The sequence below is a fragment of the Ensifer sp. KUDG1 genome, assembly GCF_050434285.1.
GTDB lineage: Bacteria > Pseudomonadota > Alphaproteobacteria > Rhizobiales > Rhizobiaceae > Ensifer.
In genome coordinates this window covers 284416-307967 of the sequence record NZ_JBNDIG010000002.1, presented here as the reverse complement: position 1 = coordinate 307967, position 23552 = coordinate 284416, and the positions used below count along the sequence as shown (strand labels likewise).

The 23552-nt window shown below is 64.1% G+C and carries 30 protein-coding genes and 1 pseudogene; 22 read left to right on the top strand and 9 right to left on the bottom strand.

Translation table 11 applies throughout. The features are described 5' to 3' along the window. Nucleotides 1-232 precede the first annotated feature (232 nt). The 7 genes from M2267_RS06950 (at nucleotide 233) to M2267_RS06920 (ending at nucleotide 3539) form a co-directional block, all read left to right on the top strand. Nucleotides 233-469 carry a helix-turn-helix domain-containing protein gene (locus M2267_RS06950; RefSeq protein WP_043612659.1) on the top strand — a complete coding sequence of 79 codons (237 nt, stop codon included), beginning with the start codon at nucleotides 233-235 and terminating at the stop codon, nucleotides 467-469. Nucleotides 470-923: 454 nt separating this feature from the next. Further along, on the top strand, nucleotides 924-1133 hold the full coding sequence (locus M2267_RS06945) for a cold-shock protein (RefSeq protein WP_043612661.1): 210 nt from the start codon (nucleotides 924-926) through the stop codon (nucleotides 1131-1133). A gap of 176 nt (nucleotides 1134-1309) precedes the next feature. Continuing rightward, a complete protein-coding gene (gene rpsU / locus M2267_RS06940) occupies nucleotides 1310-1546 on the top strand; it encodes a 30S ribosomal protein S21 (protein WP_043612663.1) in 237 nt (78 codons plus the stop codon). 41 nt (nucleotides 1547-1587) lie between these two features. Further along, nucleotides 1588-1809: a hypothetical protein gene (locus M2267_RS06935; protein WP_043612665.1), complete on the top strand. Its 222-nt coding sequence runs from the start codon at nucleotides 1588-1590 to the stop codon at nucleotides 1807-1809. A 107-nt stretch (nucleotides 1810-1916) separates the two neighbouring features. After that, nucleotides 1917-2039 (top strand): hypothetical protein, encoded by a 123-nt coding sequence (locus tag M2267_RS06930; protein ID WP_256364274.1) that lies wholly within the window; start codon nucleotides 1917-1919, stop codon nucleotides 2037-2039. 259 nt (nucleotides 2040-2298) lie between these two features. Continuing rightward, complete coding sequence (locus tag M2267_RS06925; protein WP_429113485.1) at nucleotides 2299-3213, top strand: pyridoxal-phosphate dependent enzyme; 915 nt, start codon at nucleotides 2299-2301, stop codon at nucleotides 3211-3213. A 116-nt stretch (nucleotides 3214-3329) separates the two neighbouring features. Further along, complete coding sequence (locus M2267_RS06920; protein ID WP_429113483.1) at nucleotides 3330-3539, top strand: hypothetical protein; 210 nt, start codon at nucleotides 3330-3332, stop codon at nucleotides 3537-3539. 196 nt (nucleotides 3540-3735) lie between these two features. Here M2267_RS06920 and ilvC read toward each other — a convergent pair whose 3' ends face one another. After that, complete coding sequence (gene ilvC, locus M2267_RS06915) at nucleotides 3736-4755, bottom strand: ketol-acid reductoisomerase (protein WP_104663209.1); 1020 nt, start codon at nucleotides 4753-4755, stop codon at nucleotides 3736-3738. Between the two features lie 54 nt (nucleotides 4756-4809). Next, nucleotides 4810-5457, bottom strand: a complete 648-nt coding sequence (locus M2267_RS06910; protein ID WP_402318770.1) for a TetR/AcrR family transcriptional regulator C-terminal domain-containing protein — start codon at nucleotides 5455-5457, stop codon at nucleotides 4810-4812. A 439-nt stretch (nucleotides 5458-5896) separates the two neighbouring features. Between M2267_RS06910 and M2267_RS06905 the strand changes: the two genes are divergently transcribed. Continuing rightward, the gene (locus M2267_RS06905; RefSeq protein WP_429113478.1) at nucleotides 5897-6475 is read left to right on the top strand and encodes an AAA family ATPase; all 579 of its coding nucleotides are present in this window, start codon (nucleotides 5897-5899) and stop codon (nucleotides 6473-6475) included. 22 nt (nucleotides 6476-6497) lie between these two features. On the opposite strand, the gene argS is transcribed toward M2267_RS06905, so the two are convergent. From argS to M2267_RS06890, 3 genes are all read right to left on the bottom strand, one after another. Next, complete coding sequence (gene argS / locus M2267_RS06900) at nucleotides 6498-8201, bottom strand: arginine--tRNA ligase (RefSeq protein WP_429113475.1); 1704 nt, start codon at nucleotides 8199-8201, stop codon at nucleotides 6498-6500. 222 nt (nucleotides 8202-8423) lie between these two features. Continuing rightward, nucleotides 8424-8807, bottom strand: a complete 384-nt coding sequence (locus M2267_RS06895; protein ID WP_429113473.1) for a hypothetical protein — start codon at nucleotides 8805-8807, stop codon at nucleotides 8424-8426. 130 nt (nucleotides 8808-8937) lie between these two features. After that, nucleotides 8938-9786, bottom strand: coding sequence for a LysR family transcriptional regulator (locus M2267_RS06890; RefSeq protein WP_429113471.1), 849 nt, complete (start codon nucleotides 9784-9786; stop codon nucleotides 8938-8940). Nucleotides 9787-9984: 198 nt separating this feature from the next. Here M2267_RS06890 and M2267_RS06885 point away from each other — a divergent pair, with 198 nt between their 5' ends. The 8 genes from M2267_RS06885 to M2267_RS06850 all read left to right on the top strand — a co-directional run bounded on the left by M2267_RS06885 (nucleotide 9985) and on the right by M2267_RS06850 (nucleotide 16901). Next, on the top strand, nucleotides 9985-10593 hold the full coding sequence (locus M2267_RS06885) for a cysteine hydrolase family protein (RefSeq protein ID WP_429113468.1): 609 nt from the start codon (nucleotides 9985-9987) through the stop codon (nucleotides 10591-10593). 179 nt (nucleotides 10594-10772) lie between these two features. Further along, entirely contained in the window at nucleotides 10773-12110 is a 1338-nt protein-coding gene (locus M2267_RS06880; protein WP_429113466.1) for an efflux RND transporter periplasmic adaptor subunit, read from the top strand. 20 nt (nucleotides 12111-12130) lie between these two features. Beyond that, complete coding sequence (locus tag M2267_RS06875; RefSeq protein ID WP_429113464.1) at nucleotides 12131-14074, top strand: MacB family efflux pump subunit; 1944 nt, start codon at nucleotides 12131-12133, stop codon at nucleotides 14072-14074. Nucleotides 14075-14166: 92 nt separating this feature from the next. After that, a complete protein-coding gene (locus M2267_RS06870; protein WP_429113462.1) occupies nucleotides 14167-14583 on the top strand; it encodes a hypothetical protein in 417 nt (138 codons plus the stop codon). 69 nt (nucleotides 14584-14652) lie between these two features. Next, complete coding sequence (locus M2267_RS06865; protein WP_429113460.1) at nucleotides 14653-15078, top strand: hypothetical protein; 426 nt, start codon at nucleotides 14653-14655, stop codon at nucleotides 15076-15078. 109 nt (nucleotides 15079-15187) lie between these two features. Beyond that, a complete protein-coding gene (locus tag M2267_RS06860; protein ID WP_429113458.1) occupies nucleotides 15188-15586 on the top strand; it encodes a hypothetical protein in 399 nt (132 codons plus the stop codon). A gap of 44 nt (nucleotides 15587-15630) precedes the next feature. After that, entirely contained in the window at nucleotides 15631-16332 is a 702-nt protein-coding gene (locus M2267_RS06855) for a Type 1 glutamine amidotransferase-like domain-containing protein (RefSeq protein WP_429113456.1), read from the top strand. Beyond that, the gene (locus M2267_RS06850; RefSeq protein ID WP_429113453.1) at nucleotides 16329-16901 is read left to right on the top strand and encodes a nucleotidyltransferase family protein; all 573 of its coding nucleotides are present in this window, start codon (nucleotides 16329-16331) and stop codon (nucleotides 16899-16901) included. Before M2267_RS06855 ends, M2267_RS06850 begins: the two co-directional genes overlap by 4 nt. Nucleotides 16902-16960: 59 nt before the next feature. Here the strand turns inward: M2267_RS06850 and M2267_RS06845 are convergent, their stop codons facing one another. Next, nucleotides 16961-17185 carry a hypothetical protein gene (locus M2267_RS06845; protein WP_429113450.1) on the bottom strand — a complete coding sequence of 75 codons (225 nt, stop codon included), beginning with the start codon at nucleotides 17183-17185 and terminating at the stop codon, nucleotides 16961-16963. A gap of 113 nt (nucleotides 17186-17298) precedes the next feature. Between M2267_RS06845 and M2267_RS06840 the strand changes: the two genes are divergently transcribed. Continuing rightward, on the top strand, nucleotides 17299-18204 hold the full coding sequence (locus M2267_RS06840; RefSeq protein WP_429113449.1) for a LysR family transcriptional regulator: 906 nt from the start codon (nucleotides 17299-17301) through the stop codon (nucleotides 18202-18204). A gap of 17 nt (nucleotides 18205-18221) precedes the next feature. Here the strand turns inward: M2267_RS06840 and M2267_RS06835 are convergent. After that, nucleotides 18222-18305: pseudogene (locus tag M2267_RS06835) on the bottom strand (DUF2280 domain-containing protein); the annotation flags it as partial. 32 nt (nucleotides 18306-18337) lie between these two features. Here M2267_RS06835 and M2267_RS06830 point away from each other — a divergent pair. The 3 genes from M2267_RS06830 (at nucleotide 18338) to M2267_RS06820 (ending at nucleotide 20151) form a co-directional block, all read left to right on the top strand. After that, nucleotides 18338-18529 carry a hypothetical protein gene (locus M2267_RS06830; RefSeq protein WP_156134222.1) on the top strand — a complete coding sequence of 64 codons (192 nt, stop codon included), beginning with the start codon at nucleotides 18338-18340 and terminating at the stop codon, nucleotides 18527-18529. A 412-nt stretch (nucleotides 18530-18941) separates the two neighbouring features. Next, the gene (locus tag M2267_RS06825; protein WP_256364293.1) at nucleotides 18942-19073 is read left to right on the top strand and encodes a hypothetical protein; all 132 of its coding nucleotides are present in this window, start codon (nucleotides 18942-18944) and stop codon (nucleotides 19071-19073) included. A 328-nt stretch (nucleotides 19074-19401) separates the two neighbouring features. Then, nucleotides 19402-20151 carry an SDR family oxidoreductase gene (locus tag M2267_RS06820; RefSeq protein WP_429113445.1) on the top strand — a complete coding sequence of 250 codons (750 nt, stop codon included), beginning with the start codon at nucleotides 19402-19404 and terminating at the stop codon, nucleotides 20149-20151. Between the two features lie 98 nt (nucleotides 20152-20249). On the opposite strand, the gene M2267_RS06815 is transcribed toward M2267_RS06820, so the two are convergent. Continuing rightward, nucleotides 20250-20702 carry an Lrp/AsnC family transcriptional regulator gene (locus M2267_RS06815; RefSeq protein WP_429113444.1) on the bottom strand — a complete coding sequence of 151 codons (453 nt, stop codon included), beginning with the start codon at nucleotides 20700-20702 and terminating at the stop codon, nucleotides 20250-20252. A gap of 114 nt (nucleotides 20703-20816) precedes the next feature. Here M2267_RS06815 and M2267_RS06810 point away from each other — a divergent pair, with 114 nt between their 5' ends. Then, nucleotides 20817-21800, top strand: coding sequence for a nucleoside recognition domain-containing protein (locus tag M2267_RS06810; protein ID WP_429113442.1), 984 nt, complete (start codon nucleotides 20817-20819; stop codon nucleotides 21798-21800). Between the two features lie 25 nt (nucleotides 21801-21825). Here M2267_RS06810 and ftrA read toward each other — a convergent pair whose 3' ends face one another. After that, the gene (gene ftrA / locus M2267_RS06805) at nucleotides 21826-22860 is read right to left on the bottom strand and encodes a transcriptional regulator FtrA (RefSeq protein ID WP_429113440.1); all 1035 of its coding nucleotides are present in this window, start codon (nucleotides 22858-22860) and stop codon (nucleotides 21826-21828) included. A gap of 84 nt (nucleotides 22861-22944) precedes the next feature. On the opposite strand from ftrA, the gene M2267_RS06800 reads away from it, so the two are divergent. Next, complete coding sequence (locus M2267_RS06800) at nucleotides 22945-23376, top strand: rhodanese-like domain-containing protein (protein ID WP_429113439.1); 432 nt, start codon at nucleotides 22945-22947, stop codon at nucleotides 23374-23376. Nucleotides 23377-23552 lie beyond the last annotated feature (176 nt).

Genomic DNA, 23552 nt, shown 5'->3' with positions numbered 1-23552 from the left:
GGCACGCCAGATTGCCCGGAAACGGACTGCCCAGCGCCCGATAATCACAGGGTAAAATATTGATATAAATAGCGTTTTTACAAAAATTCGGGCGCAAACTTGCGCCTGCGGACTTCTCGCTTATATTAGCGACGCCCTAGGTTCGCACTCATCTGCCCGAGTCGCATTTCAGTTTTGGGCCCCCTTCAACCGGCAGCGTTCTTTGCCGGTGGACCAACGAAGGAGACACTTCATGTCCTTTAAGAAAGACCTAACCAAGGCTCCAGGCGCATCTCTGTCCCGCGTCAAAATCGGAGCCGCTATCAAGCTTTCGCGTGAAACCGCCGGTTATTCGGTTGACGATCTGTCGGTCACCACAGGCCTGACGGAAATTGAAATATCCAAGATCGAGCTCGGCGCCGATACCGATCCCGCCAAGCTGCAGCGCATCGCCGCCGCATTGCAGGTCTCGCCGCAGACCTTCACCTGAAAAGCGGGGGCGGTGCGCGACAGACATGCGTACCGCCGCCTCACCTTATCTTTGGCGGCGCCGAACCGCCCCGATTGCGTGACACGGCGCAAGGGCCAAGCCAACTTTCCCCAATGAAGATCACCCGATGTTCAACCTCTGGCAGCTGCTTCGCGCTGCCGGCATCGACAGCATTTCGGCGGCCATTCCGGGGACAATGACATAGAATAGAGGGAAAATTGAAGGCACGAAAAGCCCGCTGTTTCAGGGCTTTGACGAGGTTTTCGCGGATGCCCCAAACTGAATAATTCAATATCTTCATTGAGTTTTGAGGCGTATCGTCTATATATCACCTCGTCGAATATTGCTTGTGACCTTTGACAGCGCGCTTTCGCGTGGCCAGATCTCCTCTCAAATATCGATCAATTCCAGAGAAATATTTCCTGGAAAACGCAGTGATTGAAAGGAAATCACCATGGCTTCAGGCACGGTAAAATGGTTCAACGGCACCAAGGGCTTCGGCTTCATTCAGCCGGATGACGGCAGCACCGATGTGTTCGTTCACATCTCCGCAGTCGAACGCGCCGGCATGCGCTCGCTCGCCGAAGGTCAGAAGGTTACCTTCGACGTCGTCAGCGACCGCAAGACGGGCAAGAGCTCGGCCGACAATCTGAGGTCGGCATAATTTGTCATTCGCCCTTCTCTGACCACGGATGTACTGGCAGGAAGGCGCTTGAATGACGGGAAGAGGTCGGGACAACACCCCGACCTTTTTGCGTCTTTGGACCCCACGTTTCTCGATACGGGAGATAGGCATGTCGGCGCTCAAATTTGCGTCGGCCAACAACAGGAGAACAAGTTTTGCAGGTACTCGTCAGGGACAATAACGTCGACCAGGCTTTGCGCGTGCTGAAGAAGAAGATGCAGCGCGAAGGTCTGTTCCGCGAATTCAAGGCGCGCACGAGCTACGAAAAGCCGTCGGAAAAGCGCGCTCGCGAAAAGGCGGAAGCCATTCGCCGCCAGCGCAAGCTGGCGCGCAAGAAGCTGCAGCGCGAAGGCCTGCTGCCCGCACCCAAGCGAGCAGCGCGCACACGCTAACGATCGGGGCCGGCAGACCCGGCCCCTGAAGGAGACAGAACATGACTCCACACCAGGGCGCCAATTCCAAGCCGGCCAAGACCTCCGCAAGTGACAGGGCGGCAGCAACCGACCACACGGCAAGGGCGATCGTCGCCGCCGAGAAACTCGCGCGCGACAGGAAGACCGAAAAGCTCAAGGCACAGCGCCTTGAGCGCGCCGCGGCCGAACCGGCCGTGGATGCGGCGCCATCCAAGCCGCCGCGAAAATCGCAACGCGTGTGATTGCAGGCGCCCGGCAACGTAGGGCGCCAGGGTCGGATCTTCCGAAACGGAAGAGATCCGCGCGCCGCGGCCAGTCGCCCATGCGAACAATCAAGACGGACGACCACATGCTTCATACCTTCGCACGCAGGATCCGACGCTATGACTATGCGCCGGTAGCCATCAGGCTATCGCTTGCCTTTTCCCTGCTCTTCGTCGTGCTGATGATCCTGAACGGACTTCTTTGGTAGGCGGCGCTGCGCCGTCTTCGGTCGCGGCCATCACGCCGCCACGGAACGCTTCCAGTGTTGCGTCGAAGCGGCGACCGGAGGCAGACTGCGGGCAGATTCGCGGGCGCCGGCTTTTCGCCGGCCGCCGGCCAACCTCTCACCCGCAGCGCAGCGCGTCTCTTGTCAGTCACGCAAAAATCGCTGTAACACTTTGATTTTCTGCATGCCTTTCTCCTGTATCGAGGGCGATCCAGGGAGACAGGCACGGACGGGGCGCCCCATGCCACTTCATATCGAAACGCCGCTCATTCAATCCCTTCCGCTCGGCCTTGCCGCAGGGCGAGACGTCTGGCTGAAGATGGACGCGCTGCAGCCGCCGGGTTCGTTCAAGATCCGCGGCGTGGGCGCCGCCTGCGAACACCACGCGCGGGCGGGCAAGCGACGCTTCGTCTCCTCCTCCGGCGGCAATGCCGGCATGGCAGTCGCCTATGCGGGCCGCCAGCTTTCGATCCCGGTTTCGGTCTATGTTCCGGAAACGACCACCGAAAGGGCAAAGGCGCTGATCCGCCAGGAGGGCGCCGACGTCATCGTGCACGGTGCCGCCTGGGATGAAGCCAATGCCAAGGCCCTTGCCTCCCTCGACGAGGACTCCGCCTTCATCCATCCCTTCGACGATCCGCTGCTTTGGACCGGTCACGCGACGATGATCGACGAGGCCGTCAAGGCCGGCCTCGCCTTCGATGCGGTGGTGCTGTCGGTCGGCGGCGGCGGGCTCTTTGCCGGCGTTGCCGAGGGGCTTCAGCGCAACGGGCTTGGCGCGGTACCGATCCTTGCCGTCGAGACCGAAGGAACCGCCTCGCTCGCCGCCTCCATCGAGGCACGGCAACTGGTGGCGCTTCAGGCCGTCAGCGGCATCGCCACCTCGCTTGGCGCAAGGCAGGTGAGCCAGCGCGCCTTCGAACTCAGCCAGACACGCCCTGTCGAGAGCGTCGTCGTCAGCGACGCGGATGCCGCCCAAGCCTGTATCCGCTTCCTCGACGACCACCGCGTTCTGGTCGAGCCCGCCTGCGGCGCCGCCCTTGCCGTCGCCTACGCCCACGCCGACCGGCTGGCACGCTTCAAGCGCATCCTCATGATCGTCTGCGGCGGCGCGACGACGACCGTCGAGCGGCTGCAGGCCTGGCAAGAGTTTTAAGCCGAGCCGGGTCGCCGCCGCGCAATTGTTTTTCGACGGATCTGGAATTTACCTCTGCGCGAACTTACGTCCAGTGCGGAACCACAGCGTGTTCCGGCCTGCGACAGGGGAAGCAGATGTTTGATACGTTCATGCGCCGTGCAATGACCACCCTCAAGGTTCTCTGGTGGGTCACAGTCGTCGGCGGGGCGACCACGATCGGCGCCATGTACGGTTGGCAGGGCCACGGCTGGGAGGGAGCGCTCGCCGCCTGGTTCCCCGACCTGTTGCTTATCGACCTGTTAGAGCAGGCCTTTGTCGGCCTGTTTCGGTTTTTCTGGAACTAATCGCGGGGCCGGGTTCTGGTGCCCTCGTCTCTCCGGGCCGGAAGCCTGCACCATGGACGGTTAGCCGCCACCGGCCTGCATCGACCAATCGCGCCGACCCGACAGCAATAACGGGGTTTTACAATCCGCCTGTCCACGCCACGAAAAAAGCCGGAGCTGACGCCCCGGCTTCTCTCATTCGACCGTTCGATAAGGCTTAGTTCTTCGCCTTGTCGACCAGCTTGTTCTTGCCGATCCAGGGCATCATGCCGCGCAGCTTGGCACCGACTTCTTCGATCTGGTGGCTGTCGTTGACGCGGCGGATGCCCTTGAAGCGGGCCGCACCCGACTTGTATTCCTGCATCCACTCGGAGGTGAACTTGCCGGTCTGGATGTCCTTGAGGACGCGCTTCATCTCCGCCTTGGTTTCTTCGGTGATGATGCGCGGACCGGTGACGTATTCGCCCCACTCGGCCGTGTTCGAGATCGAGTAGTTCATGTTGGCGATGCCGCCTTCATAGATCAGGTCGACGATCAGCTTCACTTCGTGCAGGCACTCGAAATAGGCCATTTCCGGAGCGTAGCCACCTTCGACCAGCGTTTCGAAGCCGGCGCGGATGAGCTCGACGAGACCGCCGCACAGAACGACCTGTTCGCCGAAGAGGTCGGTTTCGCACTCTTCCTTGAAGTTGGTTTCGATGATGCCCGAACGGCCGCCGCCAACGCCGCAGGCGTAGGAGAGCGCGAGGTCAAGGGCGTTGCCCGAAGCGTCCTGGTGAACGGCAACGAGGCAGGGAACGCCGCCGCCCTTCTGGTATTCGCCGCGAACCGTGTGGCCCGGGCCCTTCGGCGCGATCATGACGACGTCGAGCGAAGCCTTCGGCTCGATCAGGCCGAAGTGAACGTTGAGGCCGTGGGCGAAAGCGATCGCAGCGCCGTCACGGATGTTGCCGGCGATTTCGGCCTTGTAGATTTCGGCCTGCAGTTCATCCGGGGTCGCCATCATGATGAGGTCGGCCCACTTGGCAGCTTCCGCAACCGAGAGAACGGAGAGACCGTCGGCCTCGACCTTGGCAGCCGTTGCCGAACCCGGCTTCAGGGCGATGCGGATTTCCTTGGCGCCGGAATCCTTCAGGTTCAGCGCATGGGCGCGGCCCTGGCTGCCGTAGCCGACGATGGCGACCTTCTTCGACTTGATCAGGTTGATATCGGCATCACGATCGTAATAGACGCGCATTGTTGTGGTCCTTCCCGTTGTTTGTCAGTCGTTTAAGCGAGGTTCCCCTCGCCGTTACCTTTTCGTGCCGTAAAGCGCGAGAAAGGCGGAAACCGCCTGCTCCGCCTTGCGGCCAAAACTCTGTCTCATCTCCTCGGCTTCTTCGCCGAGCAGCATCTTCAGATGCCAGTCGGAGACGATCAGCCCATAGAGCGCGCCATAGGCCTCCTCGGCATCGTCGAACGTCAAGAGCCCCGCCTTGCGGCCGGCTTCGAGCAGCGCTGCCGCCCGGCGGCCGATCTGCCGGCGCCCGCGCTCCTGCAGCATGTGGCCAAGCTTGGAGCCGTCACGGCTCGCCTGGCCGATCGCGAGACGATTGAGCGCCAGCGACACATCACCGGCGAGAACCTCAAGCAGATCCTTGGCAAAGACGATCAGATGGCGCTGCAGGCTCTCGGCATCGAGCGCGCGGGCGGCAACGTCCTGCGTGCGCACCTTGCTCGCCTGGAAGCCGATCATCGCCGAGATCAGCCCGTCGCGATCGCCGAACCACTTGTAGAGGCTTTCCTTGGAGCAATTGGCAGCCCGCGCGATGCCGGCCGTCGTCAGCGCCTTTTCGCCGCCGTCGACGAGAAGCCGCAATGCCTGCTCGAGAACGGCGCCCTGACGTTCCGTCAGCCCCTCCCCGGCACTCGCCTCCCTCATCGCCACAGTCATCTGCACGCTGCCTCGCCCCAATCAGTACCGTACGGTACGGTTCGCATTCTTCTAGTGAAGCCTCCCGAAGGCGTCAAGACGATTCTCAAGAAGCGGCAAAATTTCGGCGGTGACGGAGAAAGTCTCTGTCCATAGGCTGAAGAAGCAGACTGGAGAGAGGTCGACGGTGCCACCGCATCAAAAGGCATACATACTTATTATCGTGGTTTTCTTCATCGCTCTTTGCATTAAGGGCGTCCGGCACTTCCACTACGAACGGGACGCGATCACAGCATGGTGCTGCGGTCTTGCCGGTATTGGCGGGACACTTGTGCTTGCCCGCTTCGTTTACGTCGCCTGGGGCTGATTGTATGCGCCCCGCAAATGCAGACAATCGGCGCAACGTGTCAAAACGGCCTGGTCCCGGCGAAGTTAGACCAGTCGATCGTGTGAAGGAGTTCAACGCATGCAGCAGCCAGCCCTCGGCATCCTGATTGGCGGAACCTCGCATGTCGGCAAATCGACACTCGCGGGAACCCTGGCCCGTTCGCTTAGCCGCGAGCTGATCTCGACGGACGCGCTCGGCCGCCATCCCGGCAGGCCCTGGCCGACTGTTCGCCCCGAAGTCGCCGAATACTACGCCAGCCTGACGGACGAGACGATCCACTGGTTCCTGAAGGTGCACCACGAAAACATGTGGCCGCGCATCCGCCAGATCGTCGATAGCCATCGGGAGCGTGGGCAGCCCTTCGTGCTGGAGGGTGCGGCGTTGCGGCCGGAATATGTGGCCACACTCGACCTCGGCAGCGTCACCGCCCTTTTTCTCCATGCAGACGACGATTTCCTGCGCCGGCGGATGATGGACGAAGCCCGCCGTGACGAAGCATACGATGAGAAGGCGGCGATCATCGAAAAATTCATCGAGCGCTCGCTTCGGGAAAACAGGGAAATGCTCGAAGCTGCCCGAACGGCCAACATCCGGTGCATCCATGTTGCAGTGCCGGGCGCGCTCGATGCGTTGGTGCAGGCGTTTTCGGCGGGCTGACCGACGAGGTCGGCCACCCACCCTACATGCGCCGCACCGGCTCCATCCCGAGAAGCCCGATGCACTTGCCGATGACCCTTGCGACCAGCTTGCAGGTGGCAAGCCGACCCGACGGGTCGTCCGCCTTCAGCACCGGACAATCCGTATAGAAGCGGCTGAACGCGTCCGCCACCTGGTAGGCCCGATCGGCGATTTCGAACGATTCGAGATGGTGGGCCGCCTGTGAAAGCGCATGCGGATACCAGAGGCATTCGATCAGCGCGGCGCGCTCGGAGGGATGGCTGATCGAGACCCGCTCGGCCGGAACCATGCCCGACTCCGCCGCCTTATCGAGGATCGATGCGATCCGCGCGTAAGCGTATTGAAGATACGGCCCGGTCCGCCCCTCGAAGGAGGTCATCCGGTCGATGTCAAAGACGTAGCCCGTGTTTCGCGGCGTGGAGAGGTCGGCGAACTTCAACGCGCCGAGCCCCACGGCCACGGCCGCCTGACTGTCAGCAACCTTTTCCGACGACTTGGCGAGCGCCAGATCGATCATGTCGGCGAGCGAGGCCGCGGAGCCGTCACGGGTCTTGAAGGGCTTGCCGTCATGGCCGCGAACGGTGCCGAAGGTCGCGTGCCGCAGCGTGACGCCATCGGCATAGCCTGCCGCCCGCGCCGCCGCAAACACGCTGGCAATATGCAGCGCCTGCCGGTCGTCAGTGCAATAGACGATCTGCCTTGCACCGATATCACGCACCCGCTGGCGCAGCGTCGCCAGATCCGTCGTGCCATAAAGCGCCGCGCCGTCGCTCTTTTGAAGAAGCAGGGGCGGCGCATTGTCGGGAAGTCCGTCACCGGCGACATCGATGACAAGGGCACCGTCGCTCTCGCGCGCCAGCCCGCGGACCGTCAGATCCTCGAGCATGGGGGCGACTTCCGCATGCGCGTCACTCTCCCCCTTGATGAGGTCGAAATGCGCGCCAAGCATCGCCGCGGTAGCCGAAATCGACGCGAGCGAAATCGCCCGCATCCGCGCCCAGACCTCAGTCAGTAGCGGATCGCCGTCCTGCAATCTTGTGGTCAGCATCCGCGCATGCGCAAGCGCAGTCTCGTCCTCGCAGGCAGCATTGCCCGCCTTGTAGAGACTGCCGAGCGCATCGACGGTCATGGCATCGAAGGTGCGCGGATCGATGAAGGGTGCGGGATCGCCAGCCTTCCACCCGGCCGCTTCAGCCGCCCCCAGCAGAAGCTTGCCCATCTGCAGGCCCCAGTCGCCGAGATGGATGTCGGACACAACGTCGTGGCCGATCTCCATGAGGATTCGCCGCAGGCTCTCCCCGATGACGAAGGATCTGAGATGGCCGACATGCAGCGCCTTGGCGACATTGGGGCCGCCAAAGTCGATGACCGTGCGCATCGGCTCCACCGTCTCGGCCGCAAGCGTCGCATCGGCGAGCATCGCACTCGCTTCCACCGCGACGGCCGCATCGCTCAGCCGAAAATTGATGAAGCCAGGGCCCGCGACGGATACGTCCTCGAAAGCAGCGCCCCGGGCCGCCTTTGCGACTTCAGCCGCGAGCGCGCGCGGGTTCCCGCCGGTGGATTTCGCCAGCCGCATCATGTCGTTGCATTGGAGATCGCCGAATTCGGTCCGTGTCGAACGGACAATCGAGGGGGCGGCATCAAGGCCGTTCAGTTGATAGGCAGAGGCAAGTGCGGCAAGGGCTGCCGATTTGACGGACATGGATCAATTCCTGAAATTGCATGACGGTAGGGCGCGAAAGCGGGAGCTTCAGCGTCGTCGTCCTGCAATTTTCAGAACCATGTTCATGGCAGACCTCTAGATTGAAGCCCTCAATAGACCGTGCGATGCGCCTTGGCAATCTTGCGATCAACTGGTCCCGCAATCGCCGCAGACCCGGCACCTGCTGCCTCTCGAGAGGCAGGGCCTCCGGCTTGCAAGCCTTCAGACCCGGTCGGGCGGCGATGGGACCTGGATTTGCTGCAGGCGCTGCACTTTGGCCTCATGCAGATTCCAGAAAGTGAGAAACAGGGTCGTCATGGCGAAAAATGCCAGCGCTGCCAGGTGGATTTTGCCGATGCGACGCGCGAAATAGGAAGCGGCCCTTGCCTCGATGGCCCGACCTGCGGCTCCAGCTTCCCGAACTTTTTCGTTCATGGACCGGGTTATTCGTCCGCCGGACCGATCTTTCGCGCGGGCCAGATCATCGGCGCTCGGCCCGGCATCAAGTCCGGCACGAGCGGCGCTAAAGAGCGGGATCGTGATGAGCACCCAGAACACCAGAAAAGACAGTGCAGCAAGTCGGCCGCTGGGACTATTGGTATCCATTGCCGTGTCCGGGTTGCGCAGCAATCATCGCCTGTACCGTTCCAGGCGCTTCCTTCGAACATTCTCCCATTTAGCGTAGAATTTTCAAGCCTGGCCCGGAAGAGTTGCAGAGCGTGGCAGAACCGGGCGCTTACCGCCACCCCCGCATCGTCTCCTCGATGAAGGCGGCCACTGCCGCCACGCTCGGCACGCGTGCCCGCTCCGGGTGCATCATCAGATAGACCGGGCGCTCGGCGACAGCCGCTGGTTCGTCGACCGGCTCGAAGCGCGGGTCGCGCCTTGCCGAAACCTCCGGCAGCATCACCTCGGCGCCGAGCGAAAGGGCTGCCTCCATCAGGATCTCCAGTTTATCGGCCGTCAGCGCCACGCGGGCATCCGGGCGCAGCCGGTCGAGCGCCTGCATTTCCGGCACATGCGCCAGTGTCGAGCCGTAGCGCACGACAGGGCAAGGCCCCGCCCCCTGGCCCTTGGGCCGGAACAGCCGGAAGCGCAGCGTGCCAAGGCTTTTCACCCGCACGCTGTCCTCGCCGGTGCGCGCCATGCGGATGGCAATGTCGGCCTCACGCCGCTCGATGCTCAGCATCTGGTTGTCGGCAACGAGATCGAGAGTGAGGCCCGGATGGCGCTGTTCGAGGCGGGCAAGCGCCGGCGCCAGGATGGCGCTGAGGACGAAGCCGATGCTCGTTACCCGCACCTGCCCCTTCAGCTCAGCCGTTGTCCGCAAGAGCGTTGCAAGCGACAGGGACGCCTCCTCGGAGATCGTCCGCAGCCGTTCGACCACGGGAGCCAGCACCGGCGTCGGCGTCAGCCGGCCATCGATGCGGTCGAAGAGTGCGGCCCCCACCCGGCGCTCCAGCGCCGCAAGCCTTCGCGACACCGTCGTCTGGTCGACGCCGAGCGAGCGCGCCGCCTGGCTGAGCGTCGCGCCGCGTACGAGATGATCGAGCAGTTCGAGATCCGCCCACGACCCTGCACTCATGCAGATCCTCCTCCGAAAATTTCGGATCACTCTGCGCTGACGCAGCCGCTAAGATCAAGCCCATAGACAGACCGCTTCGACGAACCAAACCCAGGGGCCGTGGCCCCGGAGCCAACGCCCGGCCAGGGCCGACGTCCACCGACCCGCCTTCCACGAACCCATTTCGACCCTCGCGCGCTTGAAACAAGGAGCCTTCCGATGTCCGATTCCGCCCCCGCTGCGACCCTCTTCACGCTTGCCGGCGTCACGCTCGCCCCGCCGCCGCTTGGGCAGGCGACGCTGGTCCTGATCGACTACCAGAACGAATATCTGGCCGGCCCGGTGCGCCTCGTCGAGCCGGAAGCGGCGATCGAAAAGGCACGCCAACTGCTGGTCGCCGCCCGCGACGCCGGCGCGAAGGTCATCCATGTCGCTCATAGGGGAGCCGCCGGAGGCATGTTCGACAGGACGGCGCACCGCGGCGCGATCGTCGATGCGTTGACGCCGATCGCGGGCGAAGCCATCGTCGAGAAGATCCGACCCAATGGCTTCTCGGACACCAACCTCTCGGAAATCATCGGCCCGGCCGGCACGCCGGTCATCTTCGCCGGCTTCATGACCCACAATTGCGTGTCTTCGACCGCCCGCGCCGCCAAGGATCTCGGCTACGGCATCACCATCGCCGCCGATGCCTGCACCACCCGCGACCTGCCTTCGGCAAGCGGCACCATCTCCGCCCGCGCCCTGCATGAGGCCGAACTTGCCGGCCTTGCCGACCACCACGGCGCAGTCGTCGACGTCGCCGAGCTGATTGCGGCACGGGGCTGATAGGCCCGTCGTTCCCCTTTGAAAACGGGGCGCCCGCAGCCGCGGGCGCCTTTCTCCTGCCATGCAGATGGCGAAGATTACGAAAATATAATGATCTCAATGCTTTTCGCCGCGTCCATTCGCTTCTATTTTTGAACCTATCCATTTTTGGCATCGGCGATGCCGGTTAGGCGCAAGCGATGAACAAGACAGCCAAGACGGCGCGAGCCGACACCACGCCCCGCGACGATGCGGCGCCCAACGTCACCTTTATTCCCGGTGCGGTGAAGACGGTGAAGCGCAAGCGCCGCGCGCGGTCCTGGCTGTGGCTGCCGGTCATCCTCGCCGTCGCCGGCGCCGGCTATTACGGCTGGACGCGCTATGGCGAAAACCCGGCCTCGACCGCAATGGTGACCGAGATGGTGACCCGCGGCGACATCGAAAACAGCGTCACCGCCGTTGGCACGCTGGACGCGGTCAATTCCGTCGATGCCGGCGCGCAGGTCTCCGGCCAGCTGAAGGCGCTGCATGTGGCGATCGGCGACACGGTCACGCAAAATCAGCTCGTCGCCGAGATCGATCCGGCCACGATCGAAAACCGCATCGAGATCGACCAGGCGGAACTTGCCAACCTCCAGGCGCAGCTGATTTCCAAGAGGGCGCAGCTGGTTTTGAAACAGGCCAATATCGAGCGGCAGCGCAACCTCGTCGATACCCGGAGCGTGGCGCAGTCCACGCTCGACCAGGCGATTGCCGATCTCGCTGCCGCCGAGGCCGACGTCAACGCCATCGAGGCGCAGATCCGCAAGCAGCAGGCGACGCTCGCCGGCGACAAGGTCGATCTCGGCTACACCAAGATCTATGCGCCGATCTCGGGCACCATTGTCGCCAACCCGGCCAAGGCTGGCCAGACGCTGAACGCCAACCAGACGACGCCGACCATCGTCACCATCGCCGACCTTTCGACCATGACGGTGAAGGCGCAGGTATCGGAGGCCGATGTTACCCGGCTGAAGGTCGGCATGGATGCCTACTTCACCCTGCTCGGCCAGCCCGGCAAGCACTTCGCCGGCAAGCTTCGCCAGATCCAGCCGATGCCCGACACCGCCAACAACGTCGTGCTCTATTACGCGCTCTTCGACGTGCCCAATCCCGAAGGCGAGCTGATGATGTCGATGAGCGCCCAGGTGTTTTTCGTGCAGGCCGCCGCCAAGGATGTGCTGATCGTGCCGAGCGGCGCGCTGAGCCACCCGCCCAAGGGTACCGGAGATGCAAACGGCCAGGCCAGCAGCCGGCGCGACGGCCAAAGGAACGGGACCGGAAGCGAGCCCCGCAAGGCGCAGGTGACGGTCGTCACCGCCTCGGGCGCGCTCGAAACCCGCGACGTCGAAGTCGGCATTCGCAACCGCGTCAGCGCCGAAATCAAGAGCGGCCTCGAAGAGGGCGAGAAGGTCGTCGTCAGCACCGGATCGACCGGCAGCGGCAACACCCGCGACAACAGAAACCAGCGCGGCATGCGCATGCCGCCGATGTTCTGATCAGGGCTTAGAGACTGGCCATGACCCCGCTCATCTCGCTCAAGCACGTCAGCAAGACCTATTTCAACGGCGACCTCGCCGTCGAGGTGCTGCATGGCCTGTCGCTCGATATCGAGGCCGGCGAGTTCGTGGCGATCGTCGGCCAGTCCGGCTCCGGCAAGTCGACGCTGATGAACATTCTCGGCTGCCTCGACCAGCCGACCGGCGGCGACTACCTGATCGACGGCGAGGGCGTCGCGACCCTCGACAGCGACGAGCTCGCAGCCCTTCGCCGCCGCACCTTCGGCTTCGTCTTCCAGAGCTACAACCTCATCCCGACGGCAAGCGCCAAGGAAAACGTCGAGGTACCCGCCGTCTATGCCGGCATGTCGGCGCGCGACCGGCACGACCGCGCCGAGGCGCTCCTGGAGGCGCTGAAGCTTGGCGAACGCCTCGACCACCGGCCGAGCCAGCTCTCCGGCGGCCAGCAGCAGCGCGTCTCCATCGCCCGCGCGCTGATGAACGGCGGCCGGGTGATCCTTGCCGACGAGCCGACCGGCGCGCTCGACAGCCAGAGCGGCTCCGACGTGATGGCGCTGCTGCGTGACATGAACGGTGAGGGCCACACGGTGATCGTCATCACCCACTCGCGCGAGGTCGCCGAACAGGCCGACCGCCTGATCGAGATCCATGACGGCCGCATCGTCGCCGATCGCGCCAAGAAAGCCCGGGTGAATGCCGAGGGGGCTGCCGCCCTCGCCCGCCATGTCAGCGAAGGCTCGGCCGCGATCGCCGACGTCACCGAAGCGGTCAAGATGGCGTTCCGGGCGTTGAAGGCCAATCTCTTCCGCACCATCCTGACGCTGCTCGGCATCGTCATCGGCGTCGGCTCGGTTGTCGCGATGCTCGCCATCGGCACCGGCGCGCAGGATTCCGTCCTGAGCCGCATCTCGTCGATGGGCTCGGACCTGCTCGTTGTGCGCCCGAGCATGGCGAATTTCCGCGGCAGCGCCGGCGGAAGCAACGTGACGCTGGTACCAGCTGACGCGGACGCGATCCTGGAGGTGCCGAACGTCGCCTTCGCCGTGCCGGAGATGACGAGCTCCGTCACGCTTCGCCGCGGCAATGTCGACTACCAGACGACCGCAAACGGCACCGTGCCGCAGTTCACGACGGCAAAATCCTGGAAGATGGCCAAGGGCGAGTTCATCAACCAGAACGACATGGACACCTACGCACCGGTGGCCGTCCTCGGCCAGACCGTGGTCAAGACGCTGTTTCCCGACGGCGACAACCCGATCGGGCAATATGTGCTGGTCAACAAGATCCCCTTCCAGGTCATCGGCGTGATGGCGGAAATGGGCGCCACCTCCTTCGGCAACGACCAGGACGACGTGGTGCTGGTGCCGCTTTCGACCGGCAGCATCCGCCTCTTCGGCCAACGCAACATCCGAACCATCACCGTTCAGGTGAAGGACGGCTCGGCGATCGACATCACCCAGCAGACGATCCAGGCGCTGCTCGACCAGCGCCACAAGCGCCAGGACACGCAGATCACCAACATGTCGTCCGTGCGCGAAGCCTTTACCGAGACCTCCAACACGCTGAAGCTGTTCCTCGCCTCGGTCGCCGCGATCTCGCTGCTCGTCGGCGGCATCGGCGTCATGAACATCATGCTCGTCTCCGTCAGCGAGCGCACCCGCGAGATCGGCGTGCGCATGGCGACCGGCGCCCGCCAGCGCGATATCCTCTTGCAGTTCATCATCGAGGCGCTGGTTGTCTCGGCGATCGGCGGCACGCTCGGCGTCGCGCTCGGGCTCGGCACCGGCGCGCTCGCCGGCCAGTTGGGCATGCCCGTTTCCTTCACCGTCGGCCCGGTGGCGCTCGCCTTTGCCTGCGCCTTCCTGACCGGCCTCGTCTTCGGCTTCCTGCCCGCCCGCAACGCCTCGCGCCTGCAGCCGGCGGTGGCGCTGAGTGCGGACTAGGCAAGAGCGACGTTCCTGCCCGTCAGACGGTAGACAAGTGTCGCGACACGACCCAAGATAGCAGGCACTGCACGTTCGGGGGATGATTCGCGATGTGGAAGGCGTTTGCCGTTTTTTACTGCCTCTTGGCGACGTTCGGCGCCCTGCTTGGTGGCTACCTGATGGCGGGCCGGCCCATGTCGACTATCGGCCTTGGCCTGGCTTCCGTGGCATTCGTGATGGTGTTGTTGACCGCCGTCGGGCTCGTCGCCTACGCCTTCAACCTGAATGCCCCACCCTATGGGCTCTGGCGGCCGCTGAGCTGGCTCATCGGCGTCTATCAGCTGCTGGTGTCGCTGCTCAGCGTCGTGCGGTTCGCACAGATGTTCGCCACCATCCCGGCCGGAAGCGACGTTGGCGTCACGAACCTCATCTGGCTGGTCCTCGGCCTGGCTCTCAACTATTTCAGCTGGCTCGGCGTCTGGCGCTATGGACAGCGCATGGCGCAGCAACCGGCGCAAGCGCGCTAGAGGCAAGTGTTCAGGGTCTGGTCCTGCTGAGGACGGACGAAGCATTCTGGTTGGGAGATACGCGTCGCGATGTGGAAGGCGTTTGCCGTTCTTTACGGGCTGATTTTCGTTTTCCTGCTGTCACTGGCTTTCGTCACGCTACCCCCTGAAATCGCCGTGCAGCTGTCGTCCGCCGACCGGGCCCTGTTCTATGCGGTCCTGGCCGTGGAATTTGCGGCCATGATAGGCGTCTTTGCCTACGCCTTCGACCTGAGGGTCCCGCCCTTGTCATTCTGGCGGCCATTCAGCTGGGTTCTCGCCTGCTGGTGTCTCTACTCGTCGCTGGCCGATGCCTGGGATCTCGTCACCCTCATTACCAGCCCCCAGCCCGGAGACGAAGGCCTGCTGTCGGCCTCCTTCGGTTTGCTGCTTCGGCTCCTTCTCAACTATTTCGGCTGGCTCGGCGTCTGGCGCTATGGCCGCCGCATAGCGCAGCAACCGGCCTCCATGGCCTAGCGGCGGCACGCAGGCCGCTTGGCCTTGCGACGACCTGTCCCGCCGAACGATGGACAAGGCGCCCATCACCGCCGAAGCTGCCACCAACGCAGATACAGGATGATTCGCGATGTGGAAGGCATTTGCAATTTTCTACGTGCTCAGCCTCGCCTTCGGCCTGGTCATAGGCGCGACGCTGCTCCTGGGCCTGTGGGACGAGATGGCATACGGGATCAAGATCCTGGGCGGCATCAGTCTGGTCATGGCGCTGGCAACGGCGATCGGCCTCGTCGCTTACGCCTTTAACCTGCAGGTCCCCCCCTTCGGGTTCTGGCGGCCCTACAGCTGGCTGCTCGGCATCCTTCTCGGCGGACTGTCGCTGATCAGCGTCGTGCGATTTGCCGGGCAGTTCGAAGGCGGCGACGACCTCACCCCTCTGCTCTGGCTTTGCCTGTCCCTTCTGGTCAACTATTTCAGCTGGCTCGGGATCTGGCGTTACGGCCGCCGGGTGAAGGCGATCGCGGGCTAACCCGAGTAAACCGGCCCGCACCCCTTCGTCACGACAGGAAAGACATGCTCAACCTCATCCTCTACAGCGACCAGATCGTCCCCGCCTGCGCGGCGATCGATCTCAGGCTGGTGGAGATGATGGCGGCACGCGGCGCCGGAAAACGCATCGCCTATGTCGCTTCCGGTCCGGAACCGGACCGCGACTTCTTCCTTGCCGGGCAGGCCTATTACGGCAGACTGGGTCTCGATCTCGCGCTGTTCTTCGATCTGGACGAACCGCATTCGGCAGGCGACATTGCGGCGCTCTTCGCCTCCGACGCCATTCACCTGGCAGGCGGTCACACCGGCGGCTTTCTCCAACGGCTGAAGCGGAGCGGCATGCTCGGGCCGCTCAGCGACTGGGCACGGTCCGGCGGCATCCTCATCGGCGTCAGCGCCGGCGCCATTCTCATGGCCCCGACGATCGCGACCGACGCGCTCTTCATCGGTGAACGGCCAGAGGACATCGAGGACGGCGCTGCACTCGATCTCACGCCCTTCGAGTTCTTCCCGCATCTCGGCGACGACGACAGCTACCTGCCCGCGCTCTTGCGCTACAGCCTGTCGACGCCGCGACCGATCCTTGCCTGCAACGACGGCGACGGCATCGTCGTTTCGGGCGGGCGGATCGAGTGTTTTGGTAATCCTCTATGGATCGCCGCGGGCGCCGCGCGACCGCCGACGGAGCCCATGCTCCAGGGCTTCATGCGGATGCAGATGCCATGACGGACCTGCAGACGATCATCCTGAAGAGCCCGCTATTGGTTCCGATCCTGGATCGCTGGGACCGGATTGCCCTGCCCGACGCATGGCTGGCGGCCGGCGCGGTCGCTCAGACCGTCTGGAACCATGCCTTCGCCTTGCCCGCGACGCACGGCATCGGCGATATCGACATCGTCTATTTTGACGGTGACGACCTCTCGGAAGAGGTGGAGGCCGCGCATGCGAAGCGGATCGGCGGCCTGTTTGCAGACCTGCCCGTGCGGAACGACGTCAAGAACGAAGCGCGCGTCCACCTCTGGTACGAAGGAAAGTTCGGCGCGCCGATCAGGCCCTACGTATCGACGCGAGACGCGATCGCGACATTTCCGACGACGGCAACCGCTGTCGGTCTTCGCCCGTCTCGGGACGGACTGGAGATCTGTGCCCCTTTCGGCCTTGCGGACCTGCTCGCACCGATCGTGCGCGCCAACAGGAGCCAGATCACCCGCGCCATCTACGAGCGCAAAGTTGAACGGTGGCGCGCCCTTTGGCCAGCCCTTGCGATCGAAAGCTGGGACCTGAAGCCGGCTTGAGCGAGACGCTCCTGCGACGGTCGCGCGCGCCACTTGAGGCCGTGCGCGGGCTGAAACCGCTACATCGCACCGGCCCGCGCAGCTTCCGCTTGCCGGACGGCCATGGACCCTTCGCGCACCGGCAGCGGCGCGGCCTTGCGCCGTCCAAGCTTCGCCTCCGCCTCCGTCAGGCCGATATCGGCAAGCCGCTCCACATCGAGGTCGCGCAGGTGTTGCAATTGCCAGTACCGCGAGCGCGGCGAGGCAACGAGATAAAGACCGAGTTCCCGGATCATGTCGAACATCCATGTTTCGTTTCCAACCATGGACACAGTCTGCGCCTCGACATCTCCTAAAAGAAGCTTAGCATTCCTATTCCACGCATAAGAGAAACTTTGATAACAAGAGAAACCCGAGCATGAGTGCGCTTGATCTCGACTATCTCAAAACCTTCGCGCTGGTCGCCGAACTCGGCAGCTTTTCGGCCGCCGCCGAGCGCTTGGGCCTGACCCAGCCGGCGGTCAGCCTGCAGGTGCGGGTACTGGAAAGACAGCTCGGCGTGCGCCTGGTCGAACGGGTCGGCCGCGGGGCGCGGCCGAGTGCGGCCGGCGAGGAACTGTTGGCCCATGCCGGCAGCATCGAGGCTGCCACCAGCCGGGCGATCGAGGCGGTCGCCCGCCACGCCAAGGGCGTGCTCGGCCGCGTCCGGCTCGGCACCGGCGCCACGCCTTGCGCCTTCCTGCTGCCGCCGCTCCTGGCCGATCTCAAGCGCCGCTTTCCTGATCTCGACATCACCGTAACAACAGGCAACAGCGCCGACATCGTCCGCGCGGTCGACGAGAACCTCCTCGACATCGGCCTCGTCAGCCTGCCCGTCTCCGGCCGCATCTTCGACATCACCCCGCTCTTCGACGAGCGCTTCGTGGCGATTGCGCCGCTCGGAACCGTTCTGCCCGATACCGTCACGCCCGCGATGCTCGCTGAACGGCCGCTGATCCTCTACGAACCCGGCGCCAACACGCGAAGGATCACCGACGAATGGCTGGCGACCTCAGGCACGGCCGTCAAGCCGGTGATGGCACTCGGCAGCGTCGACGCGATCAAGGAAATGGTCGCCGTCGGCCTCGGCTCAGCCCTGGTCCCCGAAATCGCCCTTCGCCCCGGCGACCGGGAACGCCTGGTGGTGCGACCCGTCAGCCCAACGCTCTTCCGCCGTTTCGCCCTGGTGCTTCGAAGCGACAAGCGGCTCGACCGGGCCCTGCGCGAAACGCTCGCCGCACTGAAGACGACGGCTGCGCTTGGACAGCCCGACATCAAGCCCTAAACCCCTATTCAAGGCCTAGCGACGACAGACGGGCTGTCGAAGCATGCCGGAGCCTGAACGATGTAGCACTTGACCTCATCGTTTAGTTTTGGTTTGGCCATTGGTCTGTCAAAGTCCGTCAAAGGAGCAAGAAGTGACGAAGTACGATCCCGATAGATTGAAACTCCGCATCCAGGGGCGCGGCCTGAACACGTGGAACTGGCAGCTGCTGCTCGATGGCAAGCAGATCGTCAAATCCGGAACCATCTCGGGCTCAAGACGCAATGCCGAAGTCGCGGCCGAGGCCGTCTTGCGCGATATGTCGACTGCGCCGGACAAGGACTAAGCAACGCGAAACTGGCAGGCGCCGCATGCATGCGCGCTCTGCACCCTGGCGATCTCGGGCTTCTGGTTGGCTGTATCGACCCTGGCCCGGACGCCGGCAGCACCCAAACATCTGGCTACTCCGGCGAGCGCCTCGTGTGCACGGATGACGAACATCGGGCTGCCAGCCGATCCGCTGAACTTCGGGGCCTGCCGAAAGCATCTTGAGGATTGTTAGACCGAAGAGCGCTGACGAGCGGGGTGCATGACATCGCAACCTCTATCCTCCTGAGGGCACAAGTTGAGACATCGGGGGAACCGGGCCTGAGGTCCGGCTCCCTATTCAGGCATGCGGGATTAGCAGCCCTAGCGCGCCCTTGGATAGTGGGGTGAAAGCGGGTATTTCTCGTCCATCAACCAGAGGAGTCTAGGTGATGGCTAAAGGTCAGGTTCGCAGCAACAAAGAGGTTCGCAAGCCGAAGAAGGACAAGGTCGAGAAATCGGCGGCGCCAGCCCTTGGCTCGCAGGTAAAGAATAGCGAGAGCGCGCTCAACAAAAAGAAGTGACCCTGCTCGGGTGACAAACCGGTACGGGGCGGCCGCGCTTGCCAGATTGGAAAAGCCGCCCGGTGAAAAATTGGGCGGCTGCGATTAGTACAGTCTGGGTGCGCCGCACATGGCGGATCTCAGCCGCTTCGATCCGCACTGCGCCGCAATTGGCAGCTGCCGCTCTCGGTCTTCAGCATCCTTCCCTCTCTCCTTCCTCGCCCACGCGGGCTATGCCGCCGGGGCGATTGAAAATCTGCGCTGTCACAATCACCGATCGGAAATCGGGTGGGCGCTGATGCCCGCCGGCAGTAGGCAGGGCGCCTCAATCAAGAGAAGGGAAAAGTCCATGACCATGCTGCAAGACAAGATCGTGATCGTCACCGGTGCTTCCTCCGGCATTGGCCGCGCGGTCGCGAGACTCTTTGCCGCCGAGGGTGCGAAGATCGTCGCCAACGCCCGCGGTGAAGAGCAGCTCGACGCCGTCGTCGACGCTATCCGCGAGGACGGTGGCGAAGCGATCGCGGTTGGCGGCGATGTCACCGCGGAAGACACCCATATCCGGCTGGTGGAAGCGGCGCTCAAACATTTTGGCGGCCTCGACATCGCCGTCAACAATGCCGGCGCTGTCAACGTCATGAAGCCGGTCGCCGAGATCACGCTTGAGGAATGGCAGCAATCGCTTGCAACCAACCTGACCTCCGCCTTCCTCGGTGCCCGCCACCAGATCCCGGCGATGCTTGAGCGCGATGGCGGCTCGCTGGTCTTCACCTCCACTTTCGTCGGCACCAGCGTCGGCATCCCCGGCATGGCCGCCTATGGCGCGGCAAAGGCCGGCCTGATGGGCCTCGTCAAGGGCATCACCGCCGACTATGGCGCCAAGGGCATTCGCGCCAACGCGCTCCTTCCGGGCGGCGTCGACACGCCGGCGGCCGGCAGCAAGGAGAACAAGGAATGGGCCGCCGGCCTGCATGCGATGAAGCGCATCGCCCAGCCGGAGGAAATCGCCCAGGCCGCCCTCTTCCTCTCCGGCCCGATGGCAAGCTTCGTCTCGGGCGCCGCACTCTTTGCCGATGGCGGCAACGCAGCGGTCAAGTGACGCCACCCGAAGCGCCGGGGAGACTGTTCCCCGGCGCAACCGCATGTTCTGCAAGCCTGTCGCCGGCGGTCGCCGCTATTGCCTTTCGGCGAGCGTCCTCACACCGGTATCTCCGTCGTCTCCTTGCCGGTGCGGATCACGAAGGCGGTGTAATAGCGCGCGACGTTGGTTTCCTCGCGAAACAGCCGCTCGGTCAGCGCGTCAAGCTCGTCCATGTCTTTCAGCCGCAGCATCAAAATGGCGTCGGTCTCGCCGCTGACGCTATAGGCCTGGACCACCGCCGGCTCCCTGGTCGCCATGTCGAGAAAGCGGCGGATATATTGTTCGCCGTGGCGCTCGAGTTCGACGGTGATGATCGCCTTCATGGTGCGACCGGCCTTGGCCGGATTGAGAACCGCGACGATGCGGTCGATGACACCCGTCTGATGAAGCCGCCGGATGCGGCGCAGGCAGCTCGAAGGAGACAGGCCGACTTCCGCTGCAAGCTCGGCATTGGTGCGCGACGCATCCTGTTGCAGGAGCCTCAAAAGCTTGCTGTCGATCTTGTCCATGTTCGTCCCCGTTTCGGCCCCATGCAATTTTATTGCACGAAAGCGCATATTTTGACCACAACTGCGAAGCGCCTCGCGTTAGTCCTTGGACAACAAATTCAAGGAGAGACCGCCATGCCCGTTCTGATCATTTTTTACCGCAAGACACTCGCCACGCTCGAAGTCTACTGGGACCTGGTGCGCATCATCGTTCCCGTCACCATCGCCACCCATGTGCTGCAGGAACTCGGCGTCATCCGCGCCGTCGCGCCGGTTTTCGAGCCGCTGATGACGATCGTCGGCCTGCCGCCGGAGTTTGCCTTTGCCTGGTTGACGGGCCTGCTCGTCGGCATCTGGGGCGCCGTGGTGGTCGTCTTCACGCTGGTGCCGGTCTCGGAGCTGACGACCGCCGACATGACGGTGTTTTCGGCGCTGATCCTGGTAGCGCACGCGATCCCGATCGAGCAGCGCATCATCCAGAAGGCCGGCCCGAGCTTTCTCGCCACCGCCGTGATCCGCATCGGCGGCGGCCTGGTCTTCGCAGCGCTGCTCCACCAGGTCTTCGCGCTGACCGGCTGGCTTTCGACGCCGCTGGCTCCGAGCTGGATACCGGCGAACGAGACGGCCACCTGGACCGGTTTTGCGTGGAGCACGCTGAAGACCCTTGCCACCATGCTCGTCGTGCTGCTCTCGCTGAGCTGGCTGATCGAGATCCTGAAGCTTGTCGGCATTCTCGGCTGGCTGAACCGGGCCATGGCGCCGCTCTTCCGTCTGGCCGGCATCCAGACGCAAACGGTGCCCTTCACCGCCGTCGGCGTGCTGCTCGGGATTTCCTATGGCGGCGCGCTTCTGATCCGCGAGGCGCGCGAGGCAAAGGTCGAGCCGCGCCAGGTCTTCCTCGCCTGCGTCTTCATGGGTTTCGGCCACAGCCTGATCGAGGACACGCTGGTGGTCGTGGCACTGGGCGCGGATTTCGCCAGCGTCTTCTTCGGCCGGCTGGTTTTCGCCATCGTCGCCACCGCGATCATCGCCCGGGTGGTCGCTTCGGCGCCGGACGCCGTGTTTTTCCGCTCCTTCTTCCGCAAGGACGGCGGCGAGCCCGCCCTGTCGGAGGCTTGAAGCCTGCAATCGAGGCGCGGCGGCGCTATTCCGCCGCGACCTCTACAGCCAGGGCAGGACCCGGCATCCGCCCGAAGGCGGCGCGATAGGCGGCGGGTGTGGTCGAAAGCTGCTGGCGGAAGTGGTGGCGCAGCGTCTGGGTCGAGCCGAATCCGGAAGCTTCGGCCACCTGCTCCATGCCGAGTGCCGTTTCCTCCAGCAATTGCCGGGCGCGCGACAGCCGCTCGGACAAGAGCCAGCGCGCCGGCGTCGTGCCGGTCGCCGCCTCGAAGCGGCGCAGGAAGGTGCGCTCGCTCATGGCGGCGGCCTTTGAAAGCGCTGCAATCGAAAAATCCTCGCCGAGCCGTTCGCGCATCCGGTCAAGCAGCGGCCCGAGCCTGGCGCTCTCGTGCACATCCGGCACTGCCCGCTCGATGAACTGCGCCTGGCCGCCGTCGCGATGCGGCGGCACGACGAGACGACGGGCCACGCGGTTGGCAGCCTCGCTGCCGAAATCGCGGCGGATCAGATGCAGGCAAAGATCGATGCCGGCGGCGCTGCCCGCCGAGGTCAAGACCTGGCCGCCATCGACATAGAGCACATCCGGCACCACCTCGATATCGGGATAGAGCGCCTTCAGCTTGTCGGTATAGCGCCAGTGGGTCGTCGCCCGGCGGCCCGAAAGCAGCCCAGTCGCCGCCAGCACGAAGACCCCGGAACAGATGGAAAGCACGCGCGCGCCGCGGGCGTGGGCCTGCCGCAGCGCCTCACAGACCGGCTCCGGCACAGGCTGATCGGCACCGCGCCAGCCGGGCACGATGATCGTACCGGCCTGCCTCAAAAGCTCGATGCCGCCGTCGGCGACGAAGCGCACGCCGCCGGTTGCCCGAAGCTCGCCCGGGTCGACCGAGGCGACGGCGAAGCGATACCAGCCCTCGCCCATTTCCGGCCGCGCCAAGCCGAACATTTCGACGGCGACGCCGAACTCGAAGGTGCAGAGCCCGTCATAGGCGAGAGCCACGACGAGCGGGTTTGTGAGTGGCACAGCGGCGGAAAACGACTTTGGCATGATCTTGAGCATATATGGCAATGTTGCCAACTGCCAGCCCCGATCGAGCGCTGCTACACATCTCCTCGTCAACACACACACACCAAGGAGAGCCCGATGAGCACCGTCACCGAAATCGCCGCCGCATCGCCTGAAATCGCCATTGCCCATTTCGCCGGGCGCCTGAGCGTCGAGACCGATTGCTCCGACGTCGCCCAGGCGCTGAAGAGCGGCGATCAGGATTTCGTGCTGCTGCACGTCGTCGGCTCGGATGCGGCCTATGCCCGCCGCCACGTGCCGGGCGCGATCCACCTGCCCCACCGGCAGATTTCGGCCGAGCGTCTGGCCGAATGGACGCAAGACACCCTGTTCGTCGTCTACTGCGCCGGCCCCCATTGCAACGGCGCCGACCAGGCCGCACTCAAGCTCGCCCGTCTCGGCCGGCCGGTGAAGCTCATGATCGGCGGCATCACCGGCTGGGAGGACGAAGGTCTCGCCTTTGCGACCGGCGCTGCCCCCGGCGAAGCGCAGGCGCTGCTCGCCGCTTGAGCCGGCGCCGAAGGCCCTTTGCAGCGCCGCACGCCTGGCCGGATGCACGGCGCTGCAGCATTCTGGATCGCGGTCGGTTTCAGCCTGAAATCGATCGCGATTGCAGCCGATGATGCGGTACGATCGCCCCTTCACCGGGCCTCTGTAACCCGCGCCGGCCCGCTAACCCCTTTGCA